At 66.3% G+C, this 15,317-nt stretch carries 14 protein-coding genes; 12 read left to right on the forward strand and 2 right to left on the reverse strand.

Annotated features, from left to right (window positions below; all coding sequences use genetic code 11):
* Positions 1-178 precede the first annotated feature (178 nt).
* From parE to VGI62_RS01865, 9 genes are all read left to right on the forward strand, one after another.
* Positions 179-2,227 (forward strand): DNA topoisomerase IV subunit B, encoded by a 2,049-nt coding sequence (gene parE / locus VGI62_RS01825; RefSeq protein WP_331502682.1) that lies wholly within the window; start codon positions 179-181, stop codon positions 2,225-2,227.
* A 187-nt stretch (positions 2,228-2,414) separates the two neighbouring features.
* Positions 2,415-2,579, forward strand: coding sequence for a Flp family type IVb pilin (locus VGI62_RS01830; RefSeq protein ID WP_331502683.1), 165 nt, complete (start codon positions 2,415-2,417; stop codon positions 2,577-2,579).
* A 195-nt stretch (positions 2,580-2,774) separates the two neighbouring features.
* Positions 2,775-4,088, forward strand: coding sequence for a pilus assembly protein TadG-related protein (locus VGI62_RS01835; RefSeq protein ID WP_331502684.1), 1,314 nt, complete (start codon positions 2,775-2,777; stop codon positions 4,086-4,088).
* Entirely contained in the window at positions 4,085-4,612 is a 528-nt protein-coding gene (locus tag VGI62_RS01840) for a hypothetical protein (RefSeq protein WP_331502685.1), read from the forward strand. Before VGI62_RS01835 ends, VGI62_RS01840 begins: the two co-directional genes overlap by 4 nt.
* A complete protein-coding gene (locus VGI62_RS01845; protein ID WP_331502686.1) occupies positions 4,612-4,992 on the forward strand; it encodes a TadE/TadG family type IV pilus assembly protein in 381 nt (126 codons plus the stop codon). The genes VGI62_RS01840 and VGI62_RS01845 overlap by 1 nt, the downstream gene beginning before the upstream one ends.
* Positions 4,993-5,114: 122 nt before the next feature.
* Entirely contained in the window at positions 5,115-7,028 is a 1,914-nt protein-coding gene (locus VGI62_RS01850) for a PQQ-binding-like beta-propeller repeat protein (protein WP_331502687.1), read from the forward strand.
* Positions 7,029-7,204: 176 nt separating this feature from the next.
* On the forward strand, positions 7,205-8,896 hold the full coding sequence (locus VGI62_RS01855) for a DEAD/DEAH box helicase (RefSeq protein WP_331502688.1): 1,692 nt from the start codon (positions 7,205-7,207) through the stop codon (positions 8,894-8,896).
* A 115-nt stretch (positions 8,897-9,011) separates the two neighbouring features.
* A complete protein-coding gene (locus VGI62_RS01860; RefSeq protein ID WP_331502689.1) occupies positions 9,012-10,070 on the forward strand; it encodes a GGDEF domain-containing protein in 1,059 nt (352 codons plus the stop codon).
* A gap of 72 nt (positions 10,071-10,142) precedes the next feature.
* Positions 10,143-10,943, forward strand: a complete 801-nt coding sequence (locus VGI62_RS01865) for an enoyl-CoA hydratase/isomerase (protein ID WP_331502690.1) — start codon at positions 10,143-10,145, stop codon at positions 10,941-10,943.
* A 145-nt stretch (positions 10,944-11,088) separates the two neighbouring features.
* Here VGI62_RS01865 and VGI62_RS01870 read toward each other — a convergent pair whose 3' ends face one another.
* Positions 11,089-11,265, reverse strand: a complete 177-nt coding sequence (locus VGI62_RS01870) for a hypothetical protein (RefSeq protein WP_331502691.1) — start codon at positions 11,263-11,265, stop codon at positions 11,089-11,091.
* 165 nt (positions 11,266-11,430) lie between these two features.
* Between VGI62_RS01870 and VGI62_RS01875 the strand changes: the two genes are divergently transcribed.
* The 3 genes from VGI62_RS01875 to VGI62_RS01885 all read left to right on the forward strand — a co-directional run bounded on the left by VGI62_RS01875 (position 11,431) and on the right by VGI62_RS01885 (position 14,651).
* Positions 11,431-11,796, forward strand: coding sequence for a response regulator (locus VGI62_RS01875; RefSeq protein ID WP_331502692.1), 366 nt, complete (start codon positions 11,431-11,433; stop codon positions 11,794-11,796).
* 67 nt (positions 11,797-11,863) lie between these two features.
* Positions 11,864-12,274, forward strand: coding sequence for a GFA family protein (locus tag VGI62_RS01880; protein WP_331502693.1), 411 nt, complete (start codon positions 11,864-11,866; stop codon positions 12,272-12,274).
* 199 nt (positions 12,275-12,473) lie between these two features.
* Positions 12,474-14,651, forward strand: coding sequence for a PAS domain-containing protein (locus VGI62_RS01885; RefSeq protein ID WP_331502694.1), 2,178 nt, complete (start codon positions 12,474-12,476; stop codon positions 14,649-14,651).
* Positions 14,652-14,663: 12 nt separating this feature from the next.
* Here the strand turns inward: VGI62_RS01885 and gmk are convergent, their stop codons facing one another.
* A complete protein-coding gene (gene gmk / locus VGI62_RS01890) occupies positions 14,664-15,317 on the reverse strand; it encodes a guanylate kinase (RefSeq protein WP_331502734.1) in 654 nt (217 codons plus the stop codon).

Below are 15,317 nucleotides of genomic sequence, written 5' to 3' on the forward strand. Positions count from 1 at the left end.
ACGCCGGGACCGGCGTCCGGCGGTGGAACACACCGTCGCTGCGCGTGGAGGGTGGCCGTCAGGCGCCCGATGAAGCGCGAACTCCTCAGTGGATTTCCTCCCTGGGAAATCCCCCGGCTTCAGCCGGGGGAAGATGTTAAATCGGGCGCAGGCAGAATCGCCCCACCCTTGCCGGTCCATGTCCAAGTCCGCCGCCCAACCCTTGCCCGACCTCTTCGACAGCGCGCTGAACCCGGCGCCGGCTGCGCCGCTGGCTGAGCCACACGAGCCACGGCCCGAGCGCCCGGCCGTGGGGGGCGGCTATTCCGCCAAGGACATCGAGGTCCTCGAAGGCCTCGAGCCCGTGCGCAAGCGGCCAGGCATGTACATCGGCGGCACCGACGAGCGCGCCTTGCACCACCTCTTCGCCGAGGTGCTGGACAACGCCATGGACGAGGCGGTGGCCGGCCACGCCAAGGTGATCTCGGTGCGCCTCGACGCCGACGGCCAGCTTATCGTCACCGACGACGGCCGCGGCATCCCCGTCGACCCGCACCCCAAGCACCCCGGCAAGTCGGCGCTGGAGGTCATCATGACCGTCCTGCACTCCGGCGGGAAATTCTCCGGCAAGGCCTACGAGACCTCCGGCGGCCTGCACGGCGTCGGCGTCAGCGTCGTCAACGCCCTCTCCGAACGCGTCGAGGTCACGGCCTGGAAGGACGGCTTTGAGTGGCGTCAGGCCTTCACGCGCGGCAAGCCCCTGGGCGGCATCGAAAAACTCGGCCCGACCCGCAAGCACGGCACGGCCATCGCCTTTACGCCCGACCCGGTGATCTTCGGGGAGGCTGCGAGCTTCAAGCCGGCGCGGCTCTATCGCATGGCCCGCTCGAAGGCCTACCTGTTCGGCGGCGTCGAGATCCGCTGGTCGTGCGATCCGTCACGTATCCACGACCAGACCCCGGCCGAGGCCACCTTCCGCTTTCCTAACGGCCTTGCCGACTTCCTCGCCGAGCGGGTGAAGGATATCGAGACCGTGACACCGGAGCCCTTTGCCGGCCGCTATTCCCGTCCGGGCGAGAGCGGCAAGGTGGAGTGGGCCATCGCCTGGACGCCGGCAGGATTCGGCGAGGCGGACGGCTTCCTGCAGTCCTACTGCAACACCGTCCCGACGCCTGAGGGCGGCACCCACGAGGCGGGCCTGCGCGCAGCCCTCACCCGCGGCCTGAAGGCCTATGCCGAACTCACCGGCGAGAAACGCGGGACGATCCTCACCGCCGATGATGTCATCGCCCAGGCGGGTTCGTTGGTCAGCGTCTTCATCCGGGACCCTGAATTCCAGGGCCAGACAAAGGAGCGCCTGTCGTCCGCCGACGCACAGCGCCTCGTCGAGACGGCTATTCGCGATCCCTTCGACCACTGGCTGACCGCCCAGCCGAAGGCCGCCACGGCCCTGCTCGAGTTCGTCATCGAGCGGGCCGAGGAGCGGCTGAAGCGCCGCAAGGACAAGGAGGTCGCCCGCGCATCGGCGACCCGCAAGCTGCGCTTGCCCGGCAAACTCGCCGACTGTTCGGGCAACGCGATCGACGGCACCGAGATCTTCCTCGTCGAAGGCGACAGCGCGGGCGGCTCGGCCAAGCAGGCCCGCGACCGCAAGAGCCAGGCGATCCTGCCGCTGCGCGGCAAGATCCTGAACGTGGCTTCGGCGACCCTCGACAAGCTCGGCGCCAACAAGGAACTCACCGATCTCCTCCTGGCCCTCGGCGTTCAGGGCGGCTCGAAGTTCAAGGAAGAGGACCTGCGCTACGACCGCGTGGTCATCATGACGGACGCCGACGTCGACGGCGCCCACATCGCAAGCCTGCTGATCACCTTCTTCTACCGGACCATGCCGCAGATGATCCGCTCCGGCCGACTCTATTTGGCGCTGCCACCGCTCTACCGTCTGAGCCACGGGACCAAGGTGGTCTATGCGCGCGATGACGCCCATCGCGACGAACTGCTGTCCGGTGAGTTCAAGGGCAAGAAACCGGAGATCAGCCGGTTCAAGGGCCTTGGCGAAATGATGCCGGCGCAGCTGAAGGAGACGACCATGGATCCTTCGAAAAGAACCCTCGCCCGTGTCACCCTGCCGCGCGCAGAGGAACTGGTCGAGGCGCTCGTGGAACAACTCATGGGCCGCAAGCCCGAGCTGCGCTTCCAGTTCATCCAGGAGAACGCCGAGTTCGCCGCTGCCGATCTCGACGTCTAACCGTCTCGGCTGAAAGTCTTTCTCTAGGCGCTTGGCGATATGGTGAACGCCTTGTCAGTATTAACGCGAAATCTTGAATAGCTTTACTCGGCGTTATTCGCGTTGTGACACACTCGCTTCGAAATTGGCTCAATCGGAGACGCGCCCCTCGCTCGCGCCCGCCGGCCAGATTTGGAGGAGCTGAACCATGCCTGGGTTTCTGACGCGTTTTGCAAAAGACGAGTCCGGCGCCACCGCCATCGAATACGGGCTCATCGCCGCGCTTTGCGCCGCCATCCTGGTCACCGCGCTGACCAGTCTCGGCAACAAGATGGTCGGGACCTATTCAACGATCAGCAACGCCATCCCCTAGGCGCGAGGCGCACGCCTCGTTGAGAGCCACCTCGACCGAGGCGTTCGCCGCCCTCACCCCGTCCGCCCGGTCGTTATGGCAAATCGAAATAAACCAACGATTTCAGGACGGGCTTAACCGAAGCCGTGTGAACGTCTTACCAAAGCATGCAACCCAGGTGATTTCGCTATGACCTTCAGTCTGCGAGCCTCTCTTTTGAGATTCCTGCGTAGCAAACGCGGCAATGTCGCGATCATCGCCGCACTTTCCTTGCCGGCCCTGGCGGGATCCTTGGGTCTCGGCGCCGAGACCGCCACTTGGTACGTCAACACCAAGCAGATGCAGAACGCCGCCGACGCCGCCGCCATAGCCGCGGCGACCAACGCGGCTTCCAGCTATGTCGCCGAGGCGCGAGCGATCACGGCCCACTACGGTTTCACCGACGGTGTCGGGCTGGTCAGCGTCGCGGTGTCGAATACGGCCACCTGCCCCGCCGGCGGCTCCAACTGCTACAGCGTCACCATCAGCAGGCCCCAACCCCTGCTGCTGGCGCAGATCGTCGGCTACCACGGCGACACGACCATCGGAAAAGCGCCCGCGAAGCTCATCACAGCCACCGCGGTCGCGCTCCAGTCGATGGTGGCCCGCCCCTACTGCCTCCTGGCGCTCGGCGACAACGGCGTTAACACCGCGCTGGTCGCCAACGGCGGCCCGAAGGCGGACCTCTCCGGCTGCAACGTGATGTCCAACACCGGCGCCATCTGCAACGGCCACGACCTTGGCGCCGACAATGGCGACGCCCACACCACCAACAACGGCTGCGGCGTCGTCGAGCATTCAAACGTCGCGGTCGTACCCGATCCCTACGCGGCCCTCGCGGTGAATATCCCGCCGGACCCCTGCAACGGAAACTATCCGCAGGAGCCCCAGCAGAAGAAAGACCCCTCCCTTCCGTCGCAGAACCAGCTTGCCGGGATAGAAAACTGGAGCGGCCCCATCCAGATGTGTGGAGACGTCCAGTTGGCCGGCCCGGTTACGGTCAACACCAGCGGCCCGACGACCCTGATCATCTACAACGGCCAGCTCGACACCAATAATCAGATCCTGCAGACCACCTCCGGCTCGGCGCTGACCATCATCTACGCCGGGACCAACGGTTCGGGGCCGAACGGGCCTTACATTCACGCCCCCACCGGTGGCGGCACGCTCGACGTGGCTGCGCCCACGAGCGGTCCCTGGTCAGGCGTGGTCATGTACCAGGATCCGGGCCTGACGTCGGGGGTCGATATCTCGGCGGCCGGCAACTCGCCGACCTGGGACCTGACGGGCGCAGTCTACCTCCCTCATTCCTCGGTCACCTTCTCAGGGATCGTGAACAAGGCGAGCAATGGGAAGTCCTGCTTCGCCATGGTGGTCGACAACATCACCATCAACGGCACCGCCAGCATCCTGGAGCACGGCCAGTGCGCGCAGGCCGGCCTGGCGATGCCGACCGGCCAGGTGCCCAGCCGCGGGAAGCTCGTGCTATGATCGGGATCGCAAGCAAGCTCGCAGCCTGGCGCGCAGAGCGCAGCGGCAGCGCCGCAATCGAGTTGGCGGTCATCGGCAGCATACTGGCGGTCGCGGCCATGAACGCCGCCGAGGTCGGTCGCTACGCGGTCTATTCCAACGCCGTCGGCTCGGCGACACAGGCCGGCGCGGAGGCCGCTCTCGTGACCTGTGATCCCGCACATACGCCGGCGACGACCAACTGTCCGACCCTGACCACTGCGGTCACCACGGCCATTCAGGGCACTGCGCTGGGCACGCAGGTGAGCCTGTCTGGTATCACCGAGGGCTTTTACTGCCTGAACGGCTCCAACCAGCTCATCTACATGGCCGACGTCAACAACCAGCCGGCCGACTGCTCGTCCGTCGGCCAGCCCACCTTGCGCTCGGTGCTCTATCTCCAGGTCAGCACGACCTACGCCTACCAGGCGATGTTCCCCCAACTGACAATGGTGAGAGCGTTTCCCCAGGCGATCACGCGCACGTCCTGGATGAGGATGCTGTGATGGGCGCGTTCCCAATCAGGCGCTTCGGGGGCCATCGCTCGGGCGCAAGTGCGGTCGAATTCGCGCTCGTCATGCCTGCCTTCATCGCCATGCTGGCCGGCGCCATCTGGGCGGGGCAGCTCGCATTCGCCTCCAACAGCATGCACTACGCGGTCGAGGCCGGTGCGCGGTGCGCGGCAGTCAACGCCGTAACCTGTCCTGACGCGACGACCACGCTCGCCTATACCCGCAGCCACTATTCCGGCCCGCAGATCTCACCGGTCTTCACCTATGGGGCGACCGGATGCGGCCATACGGTCAGCGCCAGCGCGACCTTCAACCTCAACATTGTGCCCGGCATCAAAAGCGTCCCGCTTACGGCTGCGGCTTGCTACCCCTGAGCGCTCGAAGGCGAACATCCCGCCTCGAGACGTGAGACGGCCCGAAGCGGAGATTCGGGTCTTGCGTCCGTCCGTGACGCGCCTCACAAGCAAAGAAAAACGCTCGGGGATACGGACCCAGGATGAAACTGCGTATCTGGATGGCGGCGGTCGCCGCGATGTTTTTTGCCGCCCCGATCGCGGCTCAGGCCCAGACGCCCGACGGGGGCGAAGCGGTGTTCAACACCCGCTGCAAGGCTTGCCATGACCCCGCCATAGAGCGCGCCCCGAACCGCGCGACCCTGGCGACGATGCCGGCGGACACGATTATCGAGGCCCTGACCAGCGGCGTCATGAAGCCGATGGCTTCGGGCCTGTCGGAGACCGACAAGCAGGCGGTCGCCGCCTACCTCACCGCCGCCCGCCCCGGCCAGACCGCGCGGGGACGTAGCCCCGCCGGTCCCATCGGGATCGACGTGAAGTGTCAGGTCAATCCGCCGATCAAGCCGACGGCTTCCGATTGGACCAGCGTTGGCCTTGAGACCTCCCATCGCTTCCAGGCCAACCCGGGCCTTAAGGCCGCCGATGTCCCGAAGCTGCAGGTGAAGTGGGCCTTCTCCATGACGGGCGGCTCGATGCCGACGGTCATCGGAGAGTGGCTGTTCATCACCAACCGCTCGGGCAAATTCTATGCGCTCGATCCTGCGACGGGTTGCGTCCGCTGGGTCATCGAGGGCGTCGTCTCGCGCACCACCCCGGTGATCGTGAAGTCTGAAATCTCCCCAAGCGGTTGGGCGACATTCGTCGGCGAACGCAATCGCACCGTGCGGGCCTTCGACGCCCAGAACGGCAAGGAGATCTGGCGTTCGGCTCAGCTTGACGCCAATCCGATCGCCGGCATCACCGGCGCCCCAGTGGTCGCCGGCGACCAGCTTTTCGTGCCGCTCACCTCAGGAGAAGAGGGCGCAGCCCACCAGCCTACCTATCGGTGCTGCAGTTTCCAGGGCGCGCTAGTTGCGCTCGACCTGAAGAGCGGCAAGACGCTTTGGAAGACAGTGATTATCCCCGAGCCGCTGCACGACACCCACAAGAACTCCGCAGGCATTATGCAGCAGGGCCCGGCCGGGGGCGCGATCTGGTCGGCCCCGACGGTCGATTTGAAGCGCGGGCTGGTCTACGTCGCCACCGGCGACAGCTACACCGATGTCGACACCAAGGGCGCCGACGCAATTGTCGCCATTGAGACCAAGACGGGCAGGATCCGCTGGTCTAACCAGGTCACCGAAAAGGACAATTTCATCGTCGGCTGCGAGGACGTCCAAAAGCCGGCCAACTGCCCCAGCCCCTATGGCCCGGACTACGATTTCGGCGCCTCGCCGATCATCTTCAAGCTGGCGAACGGCAAAGACATTCTGCTGGCCGGCCAGAAGTCCGGATCGGTCTACGGCATGGACCCGGATACCGGTCGCTTGCTCTGGACAACAAAGGTCGGCGGCGGCTCGGCCCTGGGCGGTATCGAATGGGGTATGGCGGCCGACCTGAAGCGGCTCTATGTCGCCAACGCCGACACGATGAACCTGATGGACGATGTCCTTCGGCCGCTCGGCAAATCGACTTTCGAAAAACTGCCGCCCGCCGCGCCCGGCCTCTACGCGCTGGATCCGGCTACCGGAAAGGTGCTTTGGCGCACGCCTGCGCCTGTCGCGCCCTGCCACTACGCCGGCGACCGCTCCCGCGACCGCACCGGCGGCGCCTGCCTCCGCGCCCAGTCGGCCGCGCCCTCGGTAATGCCGGGCGTGGTGTTCTCCGGCACCATGGACGGCTGGCTGCGCGCCTATGACGCGGCCACCGGAAAGATCCTTTGGGCCAACTCCACGACCGAGCGGACCTATGACACCGTCAATCAGGTCAAGGGGCAACCGGGCGGCAGTCTCGACGGCCTCGGTGCGGCCATCGCCGGCGGACGGGTCTTCGTGATGAGTGGCTTCAACGGCGCCGCGGGCACCGGCGGAAACGGCGTGAACGTGCTCCTGGCGTTCACGGTGGACGGAAAATAGCCTCGGAAAACGGCGCCGCCGGCGGTCACGCCAACCCGCTGAGCCGCCAGCGCGTTGACTTGCCGCTGGCGGGCCGTATCTTCCGCCGCGCGCAACGATCTCCGTCCGCGCCGCCGCGGCCCGCCGGCCCAGGTCCTTTCAAGGTCCCGGGCGGCCTCCCGCACCTATCGTAACGAATGACCGAATTTTCCGACCTTGGACTCTCGCCTGCCACGCTGCAGGCCGTCGCCGACACCGGCTACACCACCGCGACCCCCATCCAGGCCGAGGCGATTCCACACGCCTTGCATGGTCAGGACGTGCTGGGCATCGCCCAGACCGGCACCGGCAAGACCGCGGCCTTTACGCTGCCCATGATCGACCGCCTGGCGGCGGGGCGCGCACGCGCCCGGATGCCGCGCGCGCTGGTCATCGAGCCTACGCGCGAGTTGGCTGATCAGGTCGCCGCCTCGTTCGAGAAATACGCCAAAGGACAGAAGCTCACCTGGGCGCTCCTGATCGGCGGCGTTTCCTTCTCCGACCAGGAACTCAAGCTCGACCGCGGCGTCGATGTCCTGATCGCCACGCCCGGCCGGTTGCTCGACCATTTCGAGCGCGGCAAACTCCTGATGACCGGCGTCCAGATGCTGGTGGTCGACGAAGCCGACCGCATGCTCGACATGGGCTTCATTCCCGACCTCGAGCGCATCTTCAAGCTGACGCCGGCCAAGAAGCAGACGCTGTTCTTCTCCGCGACCATGCCCCCGGAGATCACCCGGCTCACCAAGCAGTTCCTGAAGGACCCGGTGCGCATCGAGGCCTCGCGGCCGGCGACGACCGCAGAGACGATCACCCAGTACCTGGTCCGGATCCCGACCACCGATCAGAAGGCCAAGCGCACGGCGCTGCGCGAGTTGATCGGCCGGGCCGACGTGAAGAACGGCATCATCTTCTGCAATCGGAAGTCCGAGGTCGATATCGTCGCCAAGTCGCTGAAGACGCACGGACTCGACGCCGCGCCGATCCATGGCGACCTCGACCAGCAGACCCGCATGCGCACGCTGGAGAGCTTTCGCAACGGCTCGCTGAAGCTACTCTGCGCCTCCGATGTCGCCGCCCGCGGCCTGGACATCCCCGACGTCAGCCACGTCTTCAATTTCGATGTGCCGCACCACGCTGACGACTATGTCCACCGCATCGGCCGCACCGGCCGCGCCGGTCGCTCGGGCCAGGCCTTCATGATCGCCACGCCCGCCGACACCCGTAACCTCGACAAGGTCCTGAAGCTGATCGGCAAGGCGCCCGAAGAGATCAATCTCGACCTGGATTGGGCGAACATCAAGGACGAGCCGCGCAGCCCCCGAGGCGGCGAGCGCGGCAGGAGCGGACGTGGGACCGCCGCAGGGCGTGATCGCGACCGTCGCCCCCGCCCGGTTCCGGCGCACGGCGAAGTCGCGGCGATGGCGCCCTTTGATCCTGCAAGCGCCCCCAGCGCGCCCGAGGCGCCGCCGCGTCCTGAGCGCACCGAGCGTCCGCCCGAGCGCACGGGACGCACCCGGGGCCGCCGCGGCGCCCCGGAGGCTCGCGTCGCATCGGAGGCTCGCGTCGCATCGGAGCCGACGTCTGCGCAGCCCGCGCAGCAAGCGCCGGCTCGTGAAGCTCAACAGGCCCTGCCGGAACGCGCGGAACGCAGCCGCCAGCCCAGAAACGCGCCGGATCGCGCCAAACAGGATCGGGCTGAGCCCGGCCGGCCCCGCCAGGACCGCGCCGCAGCCGAGCGGACCCGCGGCGGCCGTGAGCGCGACGACAATGATGACGCAGTGGTGGGATTTGGCCGGGACGTCCCGGCCTTCCTATCGAAGCCCCCGCCGCCGCGCTCCAGCGGTTAGGGGACGCAGCCGGACCGTCGGCCGAACCTTAACTCGCCGTTGGTTTTGTCTGTTTAGCTTGCTGTCCCACGTAGGGTAGGTCGCATGGCGCGATCTCCCGGTGGGAGGCCTGAACATGGCCGCGGACATCCAGGCCTCGCTGCGCAGCGCCAAAGGCTACGACGTGGCTCGCCGTGCGCTGGAGCTCATGGAAACCCGGGGCGTCTGGCCGACGCCTCGCAACTTCGAACTCTGGGTGCGCTATCTCGTCGACGGCGAGGGCCCGCTGGCCAAGGAGATCGACCGCTTGGTTGCTGCGGGGCACGCGGTCACCGAGAGCGTTGGCGAGGCCTTGGCCGCCCAATACCTGCCCGACTCCCGCCTGGACGGCGGCATACGCGAGGCCGGCGAAGTGCTGTCGAAGGAATTGAAATCGGTCACGCGCGCGATCGAGACAGCCCAGAAATCCAGCGAGGAATACGGCCAGGAGCTGGCCAGCGCTTCCCAACGCCTAGGGGTGGAGGACACCGGCGCCACCAAGGAGATCGTCGAAGGGCTGGCGAGCGCCACCCGGAAGGTGCAGGGCAAGAACGCGATGTTGGAGAGCCAACTCGCCGAGACCACCGCCGAGCTCGACCGCCTGCGACAGAACCTCGAGCAGGTCCGCCGCGACGCCATGATCGACGGCCTGACCAACCTCACCAACCGCAAGGCCTTCGATGAGCGGTTGGCGGAAATCTGCCAACACGCCGACGCGGAGGGCGAGACGCTCACCCTGGCGCTGATCGACATCGATCACTTCAAGACCTTCAACGACACCTGGGGCCACCAGATCGGCGACCAGGTGTTGCGCTATGTCGCCAGCGTCATCGGTAGGCTGGGCGCCGCGCCGCGGGTCGCCGCGCGCTACGGCGGCGAAGAGTTTGCGATCATATTCCCGGCGGAGAGCGGCCTGACCGCCGTCGCCGTGCTCGAGCAGATGCGGCTCGAAATCTCCTCGCGCTCCCTGAAGCGTCGCTCCACCAACGAGGACATGGGCGCGGTCACCGTCTCTGCGGGCTACGCCGAGCGCCTGAGCGGCGAAGCGATCACGAGCCTGATTGAACGCGCCGACGCTGCGCTCTACGCCTCAAAGCATGCCGGCCGGAACCGAACCAGCGCAGCTTCGCCCATGGCCGCTGTCGCTGCCGCTTAAGCGTTTTCCACTAGGCTGACGCCGGGTAGAGTTCTTTAGATCGAGCGATAGTCTCGAACTGGAGGACATCCCATGGACGGCGCCGCTACGCCTGCGAAGGTCAAGACCGAGGTCCAAGGCAGCATCGGGATCATAACGCTCAATGATCCGGCGACACTGAACGCTGCTGGCATCGAGCTCATGGACGGACTGAACGCGAGCCTCGAGGCCTTCATCGCCGACCCGCAGGTGCGCGCCATCGTGATCACCGGCGAAGGCCGCGGCTTCTGCTCGGGAGCCAATCTGTCGGGCGGCGGTAGTCGGGTGTCCCAGGGCGCTACGGGACCCAACCAGGCCCTGCTGAAGGTCTACAACCCCTTCGTCAGCGCTGTACGCAAGTCGCCCAAGCCGCTCGTCGCTGCGGTCAACGGCGTGGCCGCCGGAGTCGGCGCCTCGATCGCGCTGGTCTGCGACCTGATCGTCGCGGGCGAGAGCGCCTATTTCTTGCAGGCTTTTCGCCGGATCGGCCTCGTCCCGGACGGAGGAGCGACCTATCTGCTGCCGCGGCTGGTCGGCAAGGCGCGCGCCATGGAGCTCACCCTGCTGGGCGAGAAATTGCCGGCCAGCACAGCCCTGGACTGGGGCATGATCAACCGCTGCGTCCCGGATGCCGAACTGATGCCCGCCGCCCTTGCGCTCGCGACCCAGCTCGCTGAGGGGCCAATCTCACTAGGCTATACCCGCAACCTGATCTGGGCCTCCCTGGACGCGGCCTGGCACGACCAGGTCGAGCATGAAGCCTACGTGCAGGGCGATGCGGGGCGCACCGAGGATGCGCGAGAAGGCATCATGGCCTTCGTCGAGAAGCGGCCGGCGGCGTTCAAGGGCCGCTAGCGCCGTTGAGTAGGCGGAGCGACCAAGTCTCCGCCCATGACGTTCGATCGGCAATTCGCCTAAGGCCGTGCTCAGCGAAATGGCCGCCCGCTCTCCCGCGCCGGCGCATGGTCGGACGCGCCGAAGGGCGCTGCTGAGCTTTCGATCACCGCCGAGCCAGAAACACGACGGCGATCAGCGCCGCGGCGATCAAAAGCAGCGCCACGACACCGGCGGCGCGCAAGGCGAGTTTCAGCAGGCTGAGCTGCAGGGCCCATCGCGGCCAGGGACCACGGATGACCCGGTACTCAACGTCGATGTCCGGCGGACGCTCGTAGTCCATGCCGCATGATGCATTTCAACCCGACGCGGGCCACAGCATCGTCAATTAAACGCCTAAGATTCGATATTCCGTTGCGAAACCTATCCGCGCCATGACAATGGCCCAGTTTTCGCAGGTCGACGCAGCTCCCCGCACCCCCTGTCCTCACCCCACGATGGTCGTGTCATGAGCCTGCCCTGCACCTGCAAGCATGCCCTCATCATTGAAGATGAGATGCTGATCGCCCTGGAAGTCGAAGCCCTGCTGAACGACTTCGGTTTTGAAACCTGCGACATCGTCGACAATCCCGACGACGCTATGAAGAGCGCCCTCGCCCGCCGTCCGGACCTGGTGACCGCCGATATCCGCATCCTGGGAGGCACCGGGATCGAAGCGATATTGGCGATCACCGCCAGGCTCGGGCCGATCCCGCATATCTATGTGACCGGCAACGCCGACATGCTCTCCGGGCTGACCGCAGCGCCGGTGGTCGACAAGCCGCTGACGCGCCGAGCCCTGGCGGACGCCTGCGAACGGGCCTGCGCGGCCTGACGACGTCCCTAGTCTCGGCCCCCGACCCGGCTTGTCCCTCGACCGGCCCCCGCCTACCGTGGCTGAGATGAGCGGAAAACGCTTCTCCGGCGGGTGCCTCTGCGGCGGGGTGCGCTACGAAGCGACGGGCGAACCGACGCTTGCGGGTTATTGCTGCTGCGTCGACTGCCGAAAGGCCTCAGGCTCCGGATTCATGCCGTTCATGGGATTTCCGGCCTCGGCCGTGCGCTTCACCGGCGAGACTGCGACCTACGCCTCAATGTCCGCCCGCGGCGGCGAGGCGTTGCGGAACTTCTGTCCGAGCTGCGGCGGGCTCGTCTTCGGAGGAAAGGTCGGCGAGGCGACCTCTCACACGATCTATGCAGGTTCGCTGGACGAGCCCTCCAGGTTTCGGCCTACTGTGGCGATCTTCAGTCGCGATCGCCCGGCCTGGGTAATTCTCCCGCCCGGCCTCACGGTGTTCGACACCCTGCCTTAGTCCCAGAGGGATCAGATACAGTCGATCTGAGCCCCAGACAGGGCTCGATGCCTTTGAATTGCACGCCTGATTCGTCCGGTCAGGCGATTTCGCCTGGCGCCCCCCCGGCTCAGGCGGCGCCCTAGCTGGCCATACGCCGAGCCTTGACCGTAGGCCGATGCCACGACCACATGATCCATCCGTCGCGTGCGAGACTAATTTGCTCAAAAAGCTGGGCCGGATCGAACTGTTTCGTCGCCCGGACGCTGCGGGGCCCGGACGGCTGCTGCAGGTTGGGGTAGCTGTGACGCTCCTGGCGGTCGCCGGCCTGCTGCAGGTGCTTGTCGACAAGCTTTCCCCCGGCGTGACGCCCTTCGCCCTCCTGTTTCCTGCGGTCCTGGTGGCGACGCTGATCGCCGGCTGGGAATGCGGCGCGATGGTGACCGGGCTGGGCGGCCTGTTCGGCTGGACCATGGCCATGCACCATCCGCTGATCTTCCCGCGGCTTGGGACGCCGGCGACACCGGCCGATGCGGTCGATCTTGGGCTCTACCTGGTCTCCGCCGCAGCGATCATCGTCCTGGCTGAGGCGCAGCGGCGCAGCGCCGGCAGCCTGGCGAAGGAAAGCGCGCGCCGCCTCGACGCACGCGAGAGGATGCTTGCCGAACAACGGGAGCTCTTCGAGCACACTCGCGGTTTCATGGCGTTGGTCAGCGGCCCAGACTACGTTTTCGAATTCGCCAACGAGTCCTATCGCCGACTGGTCGGCGGACGAAACGTCGACGGGCTCCCGCTAATGCAGGCCCTCCCCGAGTTCCCGGATTCGCTCGTAGCGTTGCTTGATGACGTGCGTGCGAACGGCCGCCCCCATGTCGGCAAAGCCGTTTCGGTCGCATTCCAGCGCAAGCGACGTGAACCGCCTGAAGAACGGTTCTTGGATTTCGTCCTGCAGCCGATCCGCGACCCGGACGGAAAGGTGGATCGCGTGTTCCTGGAGGGCGTCGACGTCACCGACGCCGTGCGCAGTCAGACCGCCCTGATGGAGAGCGAGGCGCGACTGTGGCTGGCCACCACCGCGGCCGGCATGGGCGTATTCGAATGGCGGATAAAGACCAACAAGATGATCTTTTCCGACCAAGCGAAGACAATCTGCGGTTTCCCGCTCGGTAAGCCCGTCAATCACGAGATGATGCTGTCGGTTTTGCACCCTGAAGAGAGGGAAGCGGCCGTCATGCAGGTCTACAGCGCCCTGGATCCAGCCCAGCGCCAATCAGCGCACGGCGAGCATCGCATCATCACGCCGCAAGGCGAGGAACGCTGGGTGGCGGCCAATGGCCAGGCGCTCTTCGAAGAGATCGACGGCATAGCGAGCGCAAATCGTTATGTCGGCACGTTGCAGGACATCACCGCGCGCAAGACCGCCGAAGCCGAGATGGCGACTGCGATGCGACGCCTTCGGCTGGTCAGCGAGGCAGGCGGCATGGCGGTCTGGCAGGTGCACCCGAAGCATGGGTTCGTACACGGTCCCGAACTGAATGCGATCTTTGGGCTGCCCCCCGACACCCAGCTCACGGACGACGACATGCGTGGCTTCTACATGCCAGGTGAGCTGGATCGCATCCGCTCGATCACCTATCCCGCCTTCGCGCGGGGCGAACGCAAGATGGAGTTGGAATACCGGGTCCGTCGCGCCGACGGCGCGGTGCGGTGGATCATGACCAGAGGGGAGATGGCGGCAAACGCGGAAGGTCTGCCACGCGGATCGATCGGCGTGATGATGGATATCACCGATCGCAAGGACTCCGAGGAACGGATGAAGCTCCTGGCGCGGGAGGTTGACCACCGGGCAAACAACCTTCTCGCCGTTGTCCAGGGAACGATCCAGCTTTCGCAGGCGCCATCGCCGGAGGCTCTCAGAAAGGTGTTGAGCGGGCGCATCTCGGCGCTGGGCCGTGCGCACCAATTGCTCTCGGAGGCCCGCTGGGAAGGCGCCGACCTGCGCCGCCTGGTGGAGGAGGAGCTTCTGGCTTTCAGCCTTGGCGCGGCCTCACGCGTTTCGATACGCGGAAAGCCGGTCGCGCTTCCGCCGGCAGCCGCTCAGGCGCTTGCGATGTCGCTGCACGAGCTGGCCACCAACGCGGCGAAGTACGGGGCGCTGTCGACGCCGCAAGGCCATGTGGCGGTTTCGTGGGCGCGCGATGCGCAGGGGCTGCTGACCATCCGCTGGGTTGAGAGCAAGGGGCCCCTCGTGACGCCGCCGACCCGCCGCGGCCTGGGGACGAACATGCTCGCGCGCGCGCTCAGCGGCGCCCTCAAGGGCGAAACCCGGATGGACTGGCGACCCACAGGCCTGATCTGCGAACTGAAGCTGCCCGCTGAGACCGTCCCCCAGACCTGAGCGACCGCGGTGCTATTCCTCTCTCAGAGCCTGCACGAACTGTGGAAGCCACGGGTTTCGGCCGGGCTTCATCCGCTCCGAGCGATAGATGTGAATCAGGTCTGCGTAGGCGCGGTCGAAGTCCTTGTTGACGATCACGTAGTCGTATTCGTTCCAGTGCTGGATCTCGCGCTGTCCAAGCGCCAGCCGCTGGCGGATGATCTCCTCACTGTCCTGGGCGCGGGCGTGCAGCCGGCGTGAAAGATCCGGCCAGGACGGCGGCAGGACAAATACCCGGACGCTGTCATCCGGCGCCTTTTGGGCCACCTGGCGGGCTCCCTGCCAGTCGATGTCGAAGAGCACGTCCTTGCCCGCCTCCATCGCCGCCATCACCGGCGCCTTGGGCGTGCCATAGCAATTGCCATTGACCTCCGCCCATTCGAGCAATTCGCCTGCCTCGACCATCGCGTGGAACTGCGCCCGTTCCTTGAAGAAGTATTCTCGCCCTTCCTCCTCACCCGGCCGAGGCGCGCGCGTCGTCGCAGAGATGGACAGGATCAAGTCCGCGTAGTCGGCCACCAATCGACGAGAAAGCGACGTCTTGCCGGCCCCTGCCGGGCTGGAGACCAGCAGGAGCAACCCGCGGCGGGTCGTCTCCCACGGTTTGGCGGGATCGGCGGCAGCGAT

This window comes from Phenylobacterium sp. (assembly GCF_036495085.1).
Classification (GTDB): domain Bacteria; phylum Pseudomonadota; class Alphaproteobacteria; order Caulobacterales; family Caulobacteraceae; genus Phenylobacterium.